The sequence below is a fragment of the Pseudoalteromonas sp. S4492 genome (genome assembly GCF_005886115.1).
GTDB lineage: Bacteria > Pseudomonadota > Gammaproteobacteria > Enterobacterales > Alteromonadaceae > Pseudoalteromonas > Pseudoalteromonas gelatinilytica.
Genome location: NZ_PNCP01000041.1, coordinates 22,430 through 39,120 on the forward strand (window position 1 = coordinate 22,430; position 16,691 = coordinate 39,120).

Annotated in this window: 12 protein-coding genes; 5 read left to right on the forward strand and 7 right to left on the reverse strand. The window is 43.2% G+C overall.

Annotated elements, in window-relative coordinates:
* Positions 1–4 precede the first annotated feature (4 nt).
* Positions 5–877, forward strand: a complete 873-nt coding sequence (gene djlA / locus CWC28_RS13705) for a co-chaperone DjlA (RefSeq protein WP_063702984.1) — start codon at positions 5–7, stop codon at positions 875–877.
* Here the strand turns inward: djlA and CWC28_RS13710 are convergent.
* The 3 genes from CWC28_RS13710 to CWC28_RS13720 all read right to left on the reverse strand — a co-directional run bounded on the left by CWC28_RS13710 (position 860) and on the right by CWC28_RS13720 (position 3,676).
* Positions 860–1,783 carry a DUF3530 family protein gene (locus CWC28_RS13710; protein WP_063702986.1) on the reverse strand — a complete coding sequence of 308 codons (924 nt, stop codon included), beginning with the start codon at positions 1,781–1,783 and terminating at the stop codon, positions 860–862. The two genes, djlA and CWC28_RS13710, sit on opposite strands and share 18 nt — an antisense overlap.
* 80 nt (positions 1,784–1,863) lie before the next feature.
* A complete protein-coding gene (gene rluA / locus CWC28_RS13715) occupies positions 1,864–2,517 on the reverse strand; it encodes a bifunctional tRNA pseudouridine(32) synthase/23S rRNA pseudouridine(746) synthase RluA (protein WP_082874028.1) in 654 nt (217 codons plus the stop codon).
* A gap of 190 nt (positions 2,518–2,707) precedes the next feature.
* Positions 2,708–3,676, reverse strand: a complete 969-nt coding sequence (locus CWC28_RS13720) for a class 1 fructose-bisphosphatase (protein ID WP_063702990.1) — start codon at positions 3,674–3,676, stop codon at positions 2,708–2,710.
* Between the two features lie 160 nt (positions 3,677–3,836).
* Between CWC28_RS13720 and CWC28_RS13725 the strand changes: the two genes are divergently transcribed.
* Positions 3,837–6,266 carry a zinc-dependent metalloprotease gene (locus tag CWC28_RS13725; RefSeq protein WP_063702992.1) on the forward strand — a complete coding sequence of 810 codons (2,430 nt, stop codon included), beginning with the start codon at positions 3,837–3,839 and terminating at the stop codon, positions 6,264–6,266.
* A gap of 105 nt (positions 6,267–6,371) precedes the next feature.
* Positions 6,372–7,154, forward strand: coding sequence for a YggN family protein (locus tag CWC28_RS13730; RefSeq protein WP_063702994.1), 783 nt, complete (start codon positions 6,372–6,374; stop codon positions 7,152–7,154).
* 61 nt (positions 7,155–7,215) lie between these two features.
* Here CWC28_RS13730 and CWC28_RS13735 read toward each other — a convergent pair whose 3' ends face one another.
* Together CWC28_RS13735 and rsuA are read right to left on the reverse strand one after the other, a co-directional pair.
* The gene (locus CWC28_RS13735) at positions 7,216–8,790 is read right to left on the reverse strand and encodes a methyl-accepting chemotaxis protein (RefSeq protein WP_063703524.1); all 1,575 of its coding nucleotides are present in this window, start codon (positions 8,788–8,790) and stop codon (positions 7,216–7,218) included.
* A gap of 154 nt (positions 8,791–8,944) precedes the next feature.
* Complete coding sequence (gene rsuA / locus CWC28_RS13740) at positions 8,945–9,643, reverse strand: 16S rRNA pseudouridine(516) synthase RsuA (RefSeq protein WP_063702996.1); 699 nt, start codon at positions 9,641–9,643, stop codon at positions 8,945–8,947.
* Positions 9,644–9,701: 58 nt separating this feature from the next.
* Here rsuA and zapE point away from each other — a divergent pair, with 58 nt between their 5' ends.
* Positions 9,702–10,808, forward strand: coding sequence for a cell division protein ZapE (gene zapE / locus CWC28_RS13745; protein WP_105174890.1), 1,107 nt, complete (start codon positions 9,702–9,704; stop codon positions 10,806–10,808).
* Positions 10,809–10,880: 72 nt separating this feature from the next.
* On the opposite strand, the gene CWC28_RS13750 is transcribed toward zapE, so the two are convergent.
* On the reverse strand, positions 10,881–13,901 hold the full coding sequence (locus CWC28_RS13750) for a TonB-dependent receptor plug domain-containing protein (protein ID WP_105174889.1): 3,021 nt from the start codon (positions 13,899–13,901) through the stop codon (positions 10,881–10,883).
* Positions 13,902–14,230: 329 nt separating this feature from the next.
* Between CWC28_RS13750 and CWC28_RS13755 the strand changes: the two genes are divergently transcribed.
* On the forward strand, positions 14,231–16,360 hold the full coding sequence (locus tag CWC28_RS13755; protein ID WP_063703002.1) for a winged helix-turn-helix domain-containing protein: 2,130 nt from the start codon (positions 14,231–14,233) through the stop codon (positions 16,358–16,360).
* Here CWC28_RS13755 and CWC28_RS13760 read toward each other — a convergent pair whose 3' ends face one another.
* The gene (locus CWC28_RS13760; RefSeq protein ID WP_063703004.1) at positions 16,361–16,690 is read right to left on the reverse strand and encodes a 5-carboxymethyl-2-hydroxymuconate Delta-isomerase; all 330 of its coding nucleotides are present in this window, start codon (positions 16,688–16,690) and stop codon (positions 16,361–16,363) included. It abuts the gene before it with no gap.
* Between the last annotated feature and the right edge of the window lies 1 nt (position 16,691).

Here is a 16,691-nt window from a genome sequence, read left to right on the forward strand (position 1 = left end):
GATTATGTGGGGAAAAGTACTCGGTTTTTGTTTTGGCTTTATGTTTGGCAAGTTTATAGGAGCCTTACTGGGCCTATACCTAGGCCATATGTTCGATCGCAGCTTAAAACAAGATTTTGATAAAGCCGGTGGTTTCTCTGGTTTGTTTAAAGGCGATGATATTAACGAACGCCAAGCACTTTTCTTTTCTAGCTGTTTTGCAGTGATGGGGCATATTGCCAAATCAAATGGCCGTGTTAGTGAAACGCATATTCGTGCTGCCAGTGTCTTTATGGACGAAATGGGGCTCTCAGGCGATGAGCGTCGCGAAGCACAAGATGCCTTTCGAAGCGGTAAAGAAGCTGACTTTTCACTAAAAGAAACGGTTCATGACTTTAAAGAGCGCTTTGCTCGACGTCATGACCTATTGCAACTATTCCTTGAAATACAAATTCAAATGGCCTTTTCTGATGGTCACCTTGCAGAGCAAGAAAAGCAGCTTTTGCAAGAGGTGAGCAAGCAGTTAGGTATATCGCGTACTCAGTTTGCAATTTTATTAAAACGCTACCAAGCCGAATTTGCATTTCGCCAGCAACAGCAACGTTTTTATGAACAGCAGCGTCAACAAAGCCAGCAAAATCGTAGCACCCATAGAGAAGAACGTGGTCATCGTGTGCCACCTAATAATGCTATGAATCGCGCCCAAGCATTAGCGCTTTTAGGCTTAAACAGTGATGCATCGGCACGAGATATAAAAGTAGCTTATCGAAAACTCATGGCTCAACATCACCCCGATAAGCTGGTATCACAAGGTCTACCAAAACATATGATGGAAGTTGCAGTAAAGAAAAGCCAAGATATTCAAGCGGCTTACGAGTATTTAAAAAAGGCGGCGTAAAAAGCCGTCTACTTCTTTGAGCAGCCGCTGATGCTGCTCAGGCTCTGAAGGAACACCAAATAACTCTCTTTGTCGGTAGTCATATTTAGCGTGTTTTCTTACCCAGCGTTTTCTGTCTTTTACACTTTGCAGTGTGTCAGGGTTACCCTCACTATAAAAAATATCCAGTAACGGTGGGCTGATAGTCGAAAGCGTGGCATTGAGATGCTGGTTTCGAACACTGTTAGGTAAATAACTTCCTAGGCTAATAAATGCGTTTAATTCGTTATTTGGAAAGCTAGCATAATGCTCAATCAATAGCCCCGCACTGGCACCTTGAGCTACTACAATAATGTTGCCGCCTTCGTCCATTGCACTGTTATACAAGGCATTGAATCTGGCAATTAGCTTTAATTTATAATCATCAAGCACGGCTTCACTAATATTAGGTTCACCTGTAACAAAGTGAGGCGCTTGTTGTGTTTCGGCTAGTGGAGCAGGAACTGCTTGCTCATCACTTTGTGTCGTAGATTCAGTTTTAGAGCTTTCTGATGGCTTAGGCGTTGCCATATCAGCAGGGTGCCAATCAATGTCAGGCATGGTCATGGCAAGGGTTGCATAGCCAATTTCGTTTAACTGCTTACGCAAAAAGTTAATACCGGCATTATTAGTGGGTAGGTGCTGCCAATCAGGAATAATGAGCACAATCCCGCGTTGGCTTGCTGCCATCGATTGACGATATAAGCTAATGAACTCATCTTCACCGGCAAGCAGAGTACGTACTTCATCACTTGGTAAAAAGCGTTGAATATCGTTAGTAACCAAACTTGACCAAGGGGTCGGTTTAATAAAATCGGCAGCATTCACATTGCCCATCAACGCAAAACAGGCTGCGTAAGCTAAGCGATGTGCGGGTTTTAAATTCATGCCGATATTACCTGAGTCTTTAATTAAATCAGTGATTAATTAACTATCGGCAGTCTTTATTAAATATTTAGCGAATTGTCTTAAAACTCAGGAGCAGCTTCAAAAATCAGTGTTTCGCCGCTGACTGGGTGAGCTAAAGTTAGCATTTCGGCATGCAGTTGTAAGCGAGGAGCCATGGCAAATGCCTCGGGATGCGCATACAACTTATCGCCTAAAATAGGGTGACCTAATGACAGCATGTGCACACGTAGTTGGTGAGAACGCCCAGTGATAGGGGTCAGCTCGACACGAGTTGAACTCTGTTCACGCTCAAGTACTTTAAAGTGGGTCAATGACGGTTTGCCATTGTCGTGATCAACCATTTGCTTTGGGCGGTTCGGCCAATCACAAATAAGTGGCAAATCTACCGATCCTGTTTGTTGATCAAGCTTACCAAATACACGAGCAATGTAGCGTTTCGCGGTTTTTCTATCTTGAAATTGAATACTTAAATTACGATGCGCTTCTTTGTGCATGGCTAAGCAAATAATGCCAGAGGTTGCCATATCTAAGCGATGAACAATTTTCGCAGTTGGAAATACACGATTAACGCGTGAAATAAGACAATCGGCGTGTTTCGGATCTTTTCCCGGCACAGTAAGTAAACCACTTGGTTTATTCACAATAAGTAAATCATCGTCTTGATAAACAATACTTAAATAAGGTGTCATTGGGGGATTATAATTGAGTAACACAGCCAGCCTCGATGATATGCAAGGGCGCTATTTTAAAGGAGTATGAGCGCATACACAATGCTAGTGCAGGTTTTCGAGTATATGCTAACGAGTCGGACTCTCTTTATTTCGGCTTGTTGTAGTTAGCATAAAAAACGCGATGTGAAAGCACATCGCGTTTTTTGCAGACGTATAAAAATCTTAATCTTTACTACTTATGATAGCTTAAGCACGTTTCCACTTCGTTCTTCGAGCCTAAGATCACCGCAACACGTTGGTGAATTGCATCGGGTTGAATGTCCATGATGCGCTCAGTGCCTGTTGAGGCAATACCGCCAGCCTGTTCAATTAACATTGCCATTGGGTTTGCTTCGTATAGTAAACGTAATTTGTTCGGTTTATTTGGATCTTTCGTGTCGGTTGGGTAAGTAAAAATACCACCACGACATAATACACGGTGCACATCACCGACCATTGCAGCAATCCAGCGCATGTTAAAGTTACGACCACGTGGGCCTGTGTCACCAGCAATTAGGTCATTGATGTAATTTTGCATCGCTGGTTGCCAATGACGTTGGTTTGAAGCATTGATTGCAAATTCGCTCGTTTCTTCAGGTACGCTTGCAAAATCTTGCGTTAATAAGAAGGTACCGTGCGTTTTATCTAAGGTGAAAAAGCGTGTGCCTTTGCCGGTTGTTAACGCCAGCACGGTAGATGGGCCATATAATACATAACCCGCTGCAACTTGGTTTTTACCCGGTTGCATAAAAATACTAGGATCAGCCGGATCAGCCCCTTCAGGCGCCGCCATAATTGAGAAAATCGTACCAACGAGTGAGTTGATATCAGTATTTGATGAGCCATCAAGTGGGTCGAATGCAACAATGTAGTTGGCATCTGGATTACCCGCAACGGTGAAGTCTTCTTCTTCAGAGGCAATGGCTTTTACGTAGCCCGATTCTAATAAAATATCTTTTAAAAGTTGGTTAGTTAGAACATCGAGTTTTTTCTGTGTTTCACCCTGAATGTTTTCGTCTAGGGTTGAGCCTAATACGCCAGATAGGGCGCCTTGACCAACACGAAATGAAATTTCTTTACATGCCGCAAGTACCGTTCTGATCAATGAGATCAGTTCACGAGGGCAACCATCTTCTAACAATACCGGTGGGAGTCTACGCATTCTATTTTCCTGATAACGTTGTAGCCAGACATTTTTAGTGTGAGAGAGAATGTCTTAGCAAGCGCTGAATTTCGTCTTAAATAGCTGATTTTTATAAACGGTACTTTATACTGCTTAATACCTATACAGTATTTAAAACGCGAATAACAAAGATAAGATTATGCAAAAAATACCATTACTACGATATCTGCTCTTAGCTGTGCTACTTACTATGATAACTCAAGCACACGCAGCAATTAAGTCTATAAATGATTTTACTGAAAAAATGACTCATTTTTCAGGCTATTTTTCATTTTACTACGACACAGAAAACGGCAAATTGTATCTTGAGGTGGATAAACTCGAGCAACAATTTTTACTACAACAAAGCCTACCTTACGGTGTTGGTTCAAATGATATTGGCTTAGATCGCGGTCAGTTAGGTGACACACATTTAGTACAGTTTGAGCGTTTTGGCGATAAGGTGATGCTAAGAGCTATCAATACTTATTACCGCGCTAATACTAATAACCTTGCGGAACAACAAAGTATTAAAGAGGCATTCGCATCGAGTATTTTAGCGGGTTTTAGCGTTGTAGCTCAGTCAGACACTGCGGTACTCGTGGATTACACCCCTTATTTATTAAGCGATGTTCATGGTGTAAGCCGTCGTTTATTGGCAACCGGGCAGGGAGGCTTTAACTTAGATAGCAACCGCAGTGCGGTATATTTAGCGCGCTCAAAAGCGTTTGAAAAAAATACTGAATTAGAAGCCGTGCTTACTTTTCAAGGTAATAACCCAGGAGAGTATGTACGCCAAGTGAGTGCAGACCCTTACGCACTGACAGTACATATGCATCACTCATTAATTGAATTACCTGATGATAATTACACCCCGCGCAAGTTCCACCCGCAAGCAGGTTTTTGGAGCATTGAGCACAAAGATTATGCGGCAGCGCTGGGCGAGTCTATGTATGTGCGTTACATCCCGCGTCATCGTTTAGCGAAAAAAGATCCGAGCTTGCCAATCAGCGAGCCCGTTGAGCCGATTGTTTATTACTTAGATCCGGGCGTACCCGAGCCAGTTAAAACAGCGTTACTTGATGGGGCTAAATGGTGGAATGATGCCTTTAATGAAGCAGGTTATAAGAACGCATTTATCGTTAAAGTGCTCCCTGATGATGCCGACCCTATGGATATTCGCTACAACGTAATTCAATGGGTGCACCGTGCAACACGTGGTTGGTCATATGGAAGCTCAGTGATTGACCCTCGAACTGGCGAAATTATCAAAGGCCATGTGACACTGGGTTCACTTCGCGTACGTCAAGATATCCTAATTGCAGAAGCATTAGCAGCTCCCTATTTTGAAGGCAATGAAGTGGCTAAGCGTTTACAAGCCATGGCACTTGATCGTATTCGTCAATTAAGCGCTCATGAAGTAGGGCATACTTTAGGTATTTCGCATAACTTTGCAGCGTCAGTGGCAGACAGAGCCTCTGTAATGGATTATCCACACCCACTACTGAGCTTTGATGAGCAAGGTAAATTAGATGTAAGCCGAGGCTATGCTGCTGGTATGGGTGTGTGGGACACCCAAGTTATTAAATATGGTTATAGTGATTTCACTAATCAAGATGAAGCACAGCAATTGGCCGCAATTTTAGCTGAAAACAAAAGCAAAGGGCTGGAATTTATTTCAGACAGTGATGCCCGCGCTCAAGGTGGTGCTCACCCAACAGGGCATTTATGGGATAACGGCAGTTCACCAAGTGATGAGCTAATGCGTGTACTTGATGTTCGTAAACAAGCACTGACGAGCTTTGGTATCGAAAACATCAAAACAGGCACTGCTTTATCGCAATTAGAAGAAATGCTGGTGCCGCTTTATTTGTTCCATCGCTATCAAGTTGAAGCGGCGGTTAAATTAATTGCCGGTGTAAATTACGAATACGAAGTACGCGATGGCTCACAACCAAAAGGGGCGCAGGTTGTTACAAAGCAAACACAACAAGCAGCAGCCGATGCAGTGCTTGCGACACTAAAAGCTGAGAACCTTGTTTTACCTGAGTTGGTATTAGCACTTATTCCACCAAAAGCATATGGTGAATCAAAATCACGGGAGAGCATTGTTGGCCGCACAGGCCTCACGCTTGATGCGATGGCACTGCCAGAGGTTGCTGCAGCACATACCTTGAGCCTACTTTTTAATAGCCAACGCATTAACCGTTTAGCGCAGCAGCAAGCACGAAGCGATGCATTTTATGGTTTAGATGCGCTATTAGCACAAACTTATCAGCAAGTTTTCGAGCAAAAAATTGCTTCAGGTATGGCTGGTAAAATTAGTCAACGTGTGCAGCTTTTAACGGCGAAACAGTTTGCTGATTTAGTGGCAAGCAATGAGGTGGCACCCGAAGTACAAGCTCAGTTACGTTACTACTTAGCTAAACTTGCAAAGAGTTACCAGCAAGAATCAATGCTAGGCAGTGCATCCGTTGGTAACAGTGCATTTAAGCAATATTTAAGCGAGCAAATCAGTCACTTTTTAGAAAGCGGTGAATGGCCTGCAAACTTTAAAGTGTTGCCAATGCCACCGGGCTCACCAATTTAATCCACCTTTCTTTTAAGACGCCTAGCATAGCTAGGCGTTTTACTTGCATAAAATTGGATATTTGCTAATCTAGCGGCCTTCCTTTTTTGTCTTTTTGAGGTGTATATGGCGTTCTTTTCTCGCTCGTTGTTAGCAGCGGCCATTACATTCTCTAGCTTTTCCAGCTACGCAACCCTAGAAAAAAAACAATGCGATGTAGAGCTAAGCCATGGCTTGATCATCACTGATGATGTCATTCGTATTGTTGATAAAGGTCAAACTCGCGTACAGATCAACAACGATAACCAATTGTTTATACGAGGTTATTGGGTTGATTTAAGCCCTGAAGAAAGCAAAGTTGTGGAGCAGTTCAGTCGAGGCATTAGGCAAACCGTCCCTGAACTTGTTGACCTGGCGACCGATGGTGTAAACCTTGGTTTAAGTGCCATCGAGCAAGTTGTTGAGGGTATGTCAGACAAAGAGCCTGAAGTGCTAAAAACTCAGCTGCAATATGTTGAGCGTGCACTGATGGATAAATTTAAGCGTGGTGATGACTTTTTCTTTATTGCCCCGCAGTCGCTGTCGAAAATCGATGACTTTTTTACCAAAGAAATCAGCCAAAAAATTCACTCTGCAGTCCACGGTTCACTTGGCGCTATTTTAGTTTCGCTAGGCGATGCTTTTAAATCGCGCGAAGGTAACATCGAAGACCGTATCAATGATATGGGGCAGCGTATGGATATCATCTCAAAAGAAATTGATAAATCACTGCAAAAGAAAGCAGAGCAATTAGAGATGAAGGCCTCAGAGTACTGTGAGTGCTTGAACTCGTTAGATGTCACCGAATCACGATTACAACAAATGGTGCCGGGGATGGCCGATTTTGATTTGGTACAAATAAAGTCTTAATACGAATTTAAAACGAGAAAGCCCAGCAGTTGCTGGGCTTTTTCGTTTTTACTTGTTTGAATTAGCTAAACTTAGCGGTTTCAGTTTCTAAATCGCTAGTAAGGCCTTTGATCAAATCGGTTGCAGTATGAGCCTGATTAGATACATTAGCCGTTTGTGAAGCCGTGTCGGAGATAGTTACGATGCGCTTGGCGGTGTCTTCACCAGCATCAAGCTGTTCTTTTGCAGCAATGGCTATTTGATGGCTCATTTGTGCAATTGCGCTGAGTGAGCTGGCAACCCGTTTTAGTTCTTCATTGGCTTTAGTCGACTTTTCAACGGTTTGTTCGCTGGTACTAATACTAAGCGAAACAGATGATTTGGCATCTTGGGTTGCAGCCTGCAGTTTGCCAATCATATTGCGGATTTCTTCAGTGCTGGTTTGTGTGCGCTGGGCAAGCCCGCGAACTTCATCAGCGACTACAGCAAAGCCTCGTCCTTGCTCACCTGCACGGGCAGCTTCTATCGCCGCGTTAAGCGCAAGTAAGTTCGTTTGTTCGGCAATACCTTGAATAACGGTAAGTACATTTGCGATGTTATTTACTTCATCATCAAGTACTTGAATGTTATTACCAGCGCTGTCAATTTGCTGCTCTAAAAGCGCGATGGTATCAGCAGCCTCGCTGGTTAAGTGGCTAGCACTTTGACCTTGCTGCTCAGCTTCTTGCACTGAGTAAGCCGCTTGCTCAGCATGTTCTACAACGGTTTGTGCTGAGGCTGTTAACTCGGTGATAGCAGAAGCAACCATTTGTGTTTCTTCGTTTAGGCTACGAGTCAGTTTATCGAGCTCAACAGAGCGATATTCGTTATCGACACTTTGGTTTTTTAAGCTATCTGTAACACCTTTAATGCCGCCAACAACGCCACGTAAACCTTGCTGCATGTAATGCATGGCAGCAATAATGCTCTCAGGTGGAGCATCTTGGCGAATATGTGAGTTTAAGTTGCCGCGAGAGACGTTTTTAACAATACCAATTACTTCGTCAATTTCGCCGCCCAAGGCATTGGTGAGCGATGAGCCAAAGCGAGCAATGGCAAAAGTTAGCGCAATGGCTATAAGCATAGATAAGCCCAGCAACCACTTTGCAGTATTCCAATAACGTTCATCAACTTCTTTGGCGCTAATGCCTGTACCAACATACCAGCCAAACAGCGGTGTTTTTTGCACGACAGAAGTTAGATCAACGGTTTCCCCATTACGCACCGAATCCCAGTGATAGGTGATGATTTTATTGGTTGTGTTGCCTACTAGCTTTTCGACCATACGGCCGATGCTGTTGCCGCTGGCATCTTTAAAGTCGTTAAAGCTGGTGCCGTGCAGTTCAGGGTCGTGCGGCGTGGCGACAAAATCTAAGTTGTTGTCGACGACATACACATATTCTGAGTCGTGGTATTTATTTTCTCGAAGTACCTGAATAGCGAGTTTTTTTGCCTGTGCTTCTTCGAGTTGATTGTTTTTAACCATCAACTCAAATTGCTCAACAATATTAGTGGTGCTCTTCATGAGCTGGTTGATACGCGCGATGTTGTCGCTTTCGCTGGCATGGCGTAAAGATTGTAAGCCGAGTAACGCTATCGCAGATAACGCAATAAACATAGCAATAGCAAATAAGGTGATTTTTGTTTTTAAAGCTAATCCTGATAACACAGTCAGCCTCCTTTATTATTTCCCCTGTTAACTTCTACCACGTTTATCTGGTTTTATTAAGGAAAAATGACAGCGTTATCATGATTTTTACTCAAGTACCTATTTAGAGCTTCAGTTCGGCTTCTGTTAGGGCACGATATTCACCGCTTGCAAGGTTTTCATCAAGGGTGATATCAGCTATTTTTTCACGATGTAATTCAACAACTTTATTACCTACAGCCGCAAGCATTCGCTTAACTTGATGGTATTTACCTTCGCAAATTGAAAGACGTAAGCTGTAGCTTGCAAGTTTTTCAACAATCGCAGGGCGAGTGAGCTCTTTTTCGTTGTGCAATTGCACCCCTTGCTCTAACGCTGCAATCGCTTCATCATCAATAGTGTCTTGAATTTCAACTAAATATGTTTTGAATTTGTTGTGCTTTGGTGCTGTAATTTTATGTGACCAGTCGCCATCATTGGTGATGATCACTAACCCTGTGGTATCGATATCTAAGCGACCAGCAACATGAAAGTCGCTCATATTTGGTTCATCAAGTAAATCAAATACCGTTGGGTGAAGGTCATCTTTGTTGGCACATACATAGCCCGCAGGCTTATTAAGCATGTAGTAGCGCTTACCTAAAAATACCAGAGGCTCGCCTTGCCAGCGCACGTCGTCATCTTGGTTGACAGAATAGTCAAATGAGGTGATCACCTCGCCATTAACGGTGGCGTATTTACGTTTGATACCTGCTTTGGTTTTACTGCGAGGTAACTCGGCAATATGGCTGATAAATTTATCTAAACGGCATGGAAATTTCATTGGGATCACATTTTTAGTCGGCTACAATGGCGGCGAGTATAGCGGATACTAGTTACCTATGACAGTACAGCAAGGACAAATATTACAGTATTACCAAGCGCAAATAGCCAAAGGTGATTTGCAAGAAGACCATGCCCAGCGCACAGCGATTAATGCTCTTGATAAACTAGCCACCGAACTGGCTTCACCAAGCCATTGGTGGCAAAGCGCAAAGCCAGTAAAAGGGGTTTATTTATATGGCCCAGTAGGGCGTGGTAAATCCATGTTAATGGACGTGTTTTTTAAGCTTGTTAATATTGAGGCTAAGCAGCGTTTGCACTTTCACCATTTTATGAAGCAAGTGCATGAGCGTTTGACTCAGCTGCAAGGGCAGAAAAACCCGCTGACGGTGATTGCTAAGGAGTGGGCAGAGCACATTCGCTTGATTTGTTTTGATGAGTTTTTTGTGTCTGATATTGGCGATGCCATGATCTTAGGTGGCTTATTCAACGCCTTGTTTGAGCAGCAAGTGGTGTTAGTGGCGACCTCAAACTGCCAACCGGAGCAGTTGTATCGTAACGGTTTACAGCGAGCACGATTTTTACCCACTATCGATTTATTAAATGAGCATTGCCATATTTTGAGTGTCGAAGGCGACAAAGATCATCGTTTTCGCTTTGGCAAACAAACCGAACACTATTTTATTGATAACAAAGAGGCGCTAACAGAGCGCTTTTTAAAGCAAGAGCAAGCGGTACAAAAGCAAACAACGATAGAAGTTTGCCATCGCAAGCTTAGCTGTATCTTGCTCGCTCAAGACGCCATTATGTTTGATTTTATGGCGCTTTGCTCAGGACCCAGAAGCACCGCGGATTATATTTATTTGGCAGAGCGTTTTCAGCGCGTTTATTTAGTCAATGTGCCGGTCATGGGGTGCGGAGCCACGGGCAAACAAATTGTGCATGGCATTGAAGATAGCTATCAGCGAGAAAAGCAGGATTTACAAGAACACTTTTTAGATGATGAAGCGCGGCGCTTTATTGCTTTGGTTGATGAGTTTTATGATCGCAGCCGATTACTGGTGATTTCGGCCAAGATGGGAATTAGCGATTTATATCAAGGTCAAAAGCTGGCATTTGAGTATGCGCGTACCGAGTCTCGATTAGTTGAGATGCAAAACTGGTAGAATTCGAAAAGATAAAAGGCGCATTAAAAATGCGCCTTTGTTGTCAGCCTAGCTGGGGATCTTCATATGTGCTTAAAAGCTATATTGAGCACCTACATACACGTAGCGACCTGCACCACCGCCGTATGCGCTATAGTAATTACCGCGTCCTGAAGGGTAGAAATCCCCTTTATTATCGAACACGTTATTTACACCACCGAATACGCGCAGTTGGCTCTGCTCACTCAGTGACATGGTGTAAGACGCTGAAATGCTGTGTTTTAAGAACGAGCCATAATCTTGGTAGGCAAGTTTCTCTGGGTTACTGATACATGTATCTTCACCAGCCTCACAGCGAGCATCGTTTTCGGCAACATACTCTTGGTAATCTTCTTCAAGACTTTGGCTTGCAATGAATGAACCTAAGTAATTAGTGCGCCAGCGAATACGTAAGTTGTCGTTTCGCCATGTTACTGACATCGAAGCTTTATCTTTGCTGCTACCGTAACCTGCGTAGTGGCTAGTCACTAAGCTGCCATCAAGCCCTTCATAGGTTTGCGAGTTTTCGATTACATGGTTGTAATCTAGTTTAAACGATAACTGACCTAGGTTATCTAAATCGAGTTTGTACTGTGCAACTACATCGTAACCGCGAGCAGTGAGCTCATCGAGGTTATATTGACGTTGTAAGATTTTAATAATATTACCTTCGCTGTTACGGGTAATGTCATTACAAAATACGTTGTCTTCGCCCCATGCAGCTTCAGAGTTGTAGCACTCACGCATGATGTTTTCATTACTGATCTGCGAAATCGCATCAACAATGGCAATATCGTAGTAATCAACGGCAAGATTAAAGTTTTCTAAAAATGCTGGAGCGACGGTGATACCAAAGGTGTAAGTATCTGCGGTTTCCTCTTTTAGATTTTCGTTACCAGTCCCCGGTGAGTAGCTGTTGTTCTCATCGCTAAATTCAAAGTCTGGATCAGCAGCAAGCTGCGAAGCTAACGTAGGCTCTTTGCGGCAGTTATCGTGACCAGGTTTGGTTGATGTTGCCGTTAAACCGTCACAAATATCATCATAGCTGTCGTAATCGCCACGCGGTGGTGACATTAGCTCTGTGATTGTTGGCGCACGTTGAGCACGGGCGTAGTTTGCTCTAAATGCATAGCCTTCGACTGGCTCCCAAAATACGCCTAGCTTGTAGCTGGCAACGGTATCCACATTATCCATGCTGTAATTTGCTAAACGTAATGAGGTTTCTGCGCTTAGGCTTTTTGCTAAAGGGGCATCTTTTAACAGCGGGATTGCAAGTTCTGCAAAGGCTTCATAGACTTCAACTTCACCATAAAAATTTGGTACATAGTTAAAGGTAATGCCGCCGCCTTTCATATCGTCGCTGGTTGAAAGGTCCTGACTATCTTTACGGTATTCACCACCAAATACAGCAGATACGGAGCCAGCTGGTAATTCAAATAAGTCACCTGTGATGTAGCCAACCACGCCATATTGTTTTATTTCAGTATCAATAATTGGGTTGGTGCGGATCCAAGCAGCCATTTCCTCGGTGACAGAGCCTTCACCAAATAGGTTAATTGGTACACAGCCCTCTGCGCGAGCTGCTTCATCAATACATTGAATGGTGCCATCTGCTAACTGTTCAGCTTGCAAAGCTTGATTAAGTTTTACGGTATTTAACTCATTGCTACGAACTTGGTGCTGGGTGAAACGACCATAACTTGCTGATAGATCCCAGTCCCACTCGCCGTTAAATAGGGTGCCTTGAAGACCTGCCCAGCTACGAATCGTTTTACGGGTATTATCGGTGCTGATATTACCCACTTCACTGAAGCGGCGATCCCAATAAATGCGATTTTTATATGGGTTAGCATCAAGGATTTCTTGTGGCACATATGGGTTGTCGATTGGGATATAACCCGGTGCCACATCTGCAAGGGGCTCGCCAGTGGTAGGGTCGTAACGTGGTACATAGGCACCTTCGTATTCATCTTCAGGTGACTTATCGTTAAACGAACCGCTTTCACTGTATTGTACTTGTGCGTAGAACATTACATCGTCAGTTAAGTCGTAATCGATTTTCACTGCCGCTGAAACGTTATCGCTTGGAACATCAAGCATCACGTATTGATTTGAATTCACACCGTAAATTTCTTCGTTGTCTTTCCAATCATCACGTAGAGTTTGACCGTCATACCAAAACTGAGTGTCGTTGTTACTATTTTCTAAGAACACACCGCCCGGAATACCGTCGCTCTTACTCACCCAATCAGCTTGTGTGATATCGCGCATACACTGATAACCATCTTTAGTCAGCATTTGGTTACACATCTGCTCATCATCATAGCGATAAGCGTCTTCTACTTGCGCGCGTTTACGGTCGTAATAGCTCATACCGAAATCACGGTCCCAGTTGGCACTGAAGTAAGCATAACCACGTTCGTCAGCAAACGAGCTGCCGTAGTTTAAATCAAGGGTAAACTCTTTACCGCCGCCATCGGTGGTTTCACCTGTGTTCGCTTTAAAATCAAAGCCTTCTTTTTTTGATTGGGTGATGATATTCACTACACCTGCTACAGCATCGGCACCATAGGTTGCAGATGCGCCACCACTGATTATTTCAACGCGCTCAACCATGCCGCTCGGAATGGTATTTAAACTTACATAGTTGCCGCTATAGCTATTAGAAACAACACGACGACCATCAATCAGTGTGAGGGTACGGTTTGCGCCTAAATCTCGAAGTTGAACCGTCGATAAACCGGTCGCTGAAACACTTGATTGGCTGGTGGTATTACCTATGCTCTCGCTAAGAGCAGGCATGTTATCAACCAAAATATCAGATAAGTTGGTTAAACCTGTATCGGCAATGGCTTCACGGTCCATTGTGACCAGCGGTGTCGGAATTGAAAAGCTATCGCGTTTAATACGTGAACCCGTTACAACGATTTTTTCCGGCTCTTCAGTTTGTTCATTGGCTGTTGGGGTGGTGTTGGCAGTGCGGGCAATCTCAGCCTCATTGGCAAATGCATGTTGGCTAAAACCACTGGCAACAGCAAGTGCAATAGCACAAGGTTTGGTTAGTAGATTTCTCACAGGCGTTCCTAGTTGTTTTATTTTTAGTTTTTGGAACCAGAGTGATGCTCTTTTAAGGGCAGTTAAAATATACAGTGAGCAGCACTCTGGTTGGTCGGTATTGACGTGAAAATATTTATAGAAATGTGAACTTAACTACAATATTAGGTGGCTCGTTTATGTCTCTATTTTACATCTATTGAATATCTATTCTTTATAAATCAGTTGTTTGCATGGTTGGTGTTGTTAACTGTTTTGCAACGTTAAAGCTGGTGAAAGGGCCATTTTTAAGATAAATTGTTAGGGCTTTATACTGCTGTACTTCTAAAATGGGGTTTTATTTAGAGTTAATGGAAACATTTAATCGCGCTTATCAGCTGGGCTCATGCATTGTTAACCCGCTCGAAAATAAACTGATCTGTAATGGCAGTGAACAGCTTTTGCAGCCTAAGTTTATTGAGCTGTTAGCTTGCTTAGTGGCGCGATACCCCGAACCAATCACCCGTGAAGAGCTCATCAATCATGTATGGGAAGGCAATTTTTACGTGGGTGAAAAAGCCCTAACAAATGCAATTTGGCATTTACGAAAAGCATTCAAAGAACTCGATCCAGAACAAACTTACATAGAGACATTACGTAAAACGGGTTATCGCGTTTTGTTAAAGCCCGAGCCAATAGACGCAGCGGATAAAGAAAACCCTATAGGCTTTAGTGTAACAGGGGCGCAAATTCGCCAGCTGTTTGTGGCTTTGTGTGTCATTAGCTTGGTGGTGATGTATTGGTTGTTCTCTTCGCCTGCTAAGCAAACAAATACAAGCTTTGTGCTACCGCTTAATAGCATCGAAAGCGTGACGGCAAGCCCCGGTCGTGAGATTTATCCTTCAATTTCTAATGACCAACACTATTTGGTGTATTCATGGCGACAGCTTGGTAAACAAAATAATCTATATTTACGGGATTTACATTTTCCTGAGCACCCAGCAAAGCAATTAACAGACTCACCGTTTACCGAAGGACGCTCAGTGTTTAGCCCCGATGCCAATACTTTGTACTATTACCGCACGGCCTCTGATGTTTGTGAAATTGTAAAACTGTCTTTGATAAACGCCACTAGTGTCGTGCTAGGGCAGTGCAGTAATAACTATGCGCCTGATCTTGATATCAGTAGTGATGGTAAAACCTTAGCCTACATTGCTGATCACACTAGCGAGTCTGGTGACTATGTCACTCGTATCAAACTGCTTGATTTACAGGCAAAACAAACAAAAGAAACCGTTATTCCTTGTAATGATGATTGCGGCACTGTATATGAGTCTGTGTCGTTTTCGCCTGATGCACAGCGAGTTGTGGTTACACGTAATGTTAAAAACAATCAAAAAGCGCTGTTTTTAATTGATGTAAAAACAGGACAAAGCCAACGCTTAACTCATGACTTTGTTGATATTCATGGTGTGGATTGGCATCCATCTAAGGAGCAACTGGCGTTTAGTGCTGTTGAGGGTGGTAAACGTTATGGTTATTTCTACGATATTAATAATCAGACCCTAATCAACACGCAAATTGCTGGCATGAGCTCACCTAATTACAGTAGCGATGGCAGTGTTTATTATCATCAGTGGGATTTAGATAAGGTGATCACGCGGCTGAAAATCGACGAACAAGTGGCCAATTCGCCGTTTTCTATGTTGTCGACCAATTTTAGCTCGCTATTCCCTGAATATAATCAGCAGCAAAATAAACTGCTGTATGTGTCGAATGAATCGGGCAGTTCACAGCTTTGGATTGTTAACCCCGATAGCAGCTCGCGAAAGCAGCTTACTGACTTTGCTCATAACACCGGGGAAATTCGTGATCCAACTTGGTCAGCCGATGGACGCTATATTTTGTTTTCATTGTATGACAATGGCAGCACCCGCTTATATTTTTATGATTTCAAAGTAGAGCAAAGCCAACAAATCAAACTGCCATTTAGTCATGCAGTTAAACCCAAATTTAGCGCGGATAGCCAGCATATTTTGGTGTCTGATGGAGACTATCTTTACCGTTATGACTTAACAGGTAAAAGCCTCGGCAAAGCAATTGAGGTGCCAGCGCAGTATGGCGTAGAAACACAAACGGGCGATTTTTTATTTACTAATTCCCGCCATGCTATTTGGATTAAACATCATGATACGGGTGTTGAAGAAATGCTGGTGAATGATATTAAATTAGCGCGCAGTTATGCCTGGTTGCTGGTGGCAAAGAACGCGTACCATGAGGGGCGTATTTATTATTATAAAGAGCGCCTAGGTGATTACCGGATTAGCTACTACGACTTAGCAAGTAAGCAGCATCATGATTTAATTGCCTTACCTGAGCGAGCTTATAGTCGCTCATCGGGTCTGACCTACATACCCAATGAGCGTTGGCTAGTTTACACTGCGTACTTATCGCCTGAGATAGAAATCAAGCGCTTACCGGCAGCCTATTTGCCAAAGTAATTAACACTTACGGTAAATATCAGCATCCATATCGTAAATATTAACGCTTAGGCTATACGAGCGGCGACAATATGTTTTTAAGCAACTTAGCAATTGCTCACTGAGCATTTGCTTTTGCTCTATGGTTCTGCCTGCCATGATTGATGCGCCGATGTGGATAAAGCCATCTTTACCTTCTCCTAATTCGTAATGCTGATAAGCAATTGCACGAGTCTTTATGGTCGAAAGTTCAAATAAGCCAGAGTCAAACGCAGCTTTATGGACTTTTTCAACTAACACTTGTGGCAGAATTGGTAAGTCTTCTGAGTGTTCTATAACAATGTGCGGCATG

Bases quoted from the DNA above. Each gene is read 5' to 3' on its own strand.
- CWC28_RS13755 (WP_063703002.1), top strand. From the start codon at position 14,231: ATGGAAACATTTAATCGCGCTTATCAGCTGGGCTCATGCATTGTTAAC.
- CWC28_RS13730 (WP_063702994.1), top strand. From the start codon at position 6,372: ATGGCGTTCTTTTCTCGCTCGTTGTTAGCAGCGGCCATTACATTCTCT.
- djlA (WP_063702984.1), top strand. From the start codon at position 5: ATGTGGGGAAAAGTACTCGGTTTTTGTTTTGGCTTTATGTTTGGCAAG.
- rsuA (WP_063702996.1), bottom strand. From the start codon at position 9,643: ATGAAATTTCCATGCCGTTTAGATAAATTTATCAGCCATATTGCCGAG.
- CWC28_RS13720 (WP_063702990.1), bottom strand. From the start codon at position 3,676: ATGCGTAGACTCCCACCGGTATTGTTAGAAGATGGTTGCCCTCGTGAA.
- CWC28_RS13760 (WP_063703004.1), bottom strand. From the start codon at position 16,690: ATGCCGCACATTGTTATAGAACACTCAGAAGACTTACCAATTCTGCCA.
- CWC28_RS13735 (WP_063703524.1), bottom strand. From the start codon at position 8,790: ATGTTTATTGCGTTATCTGCGATAGCGTTACTCGGCTTACAATCTTTA.
- CWC28_RS13725 (WP_063702992.1), top strand. From the start codon at position 3,837: ATGCAAAAAATACCATTACTACGATATCTGCTCTTAGCTGTGCTACTT.
- CWC28_RS13710 (WP_063702986.1), bottom strand. From the start codon at position 1,783: ATGAATTTAAAACCCGCACATCGCTTAGCTTACGCAGCCTGTTTTGCG.
- zapE (WP_105174890.1), top strand. From the start codon at position 9,702: ATGACAGTACAGCAAGGACAAATATTACAGTATTACCAAGCGCAAATA.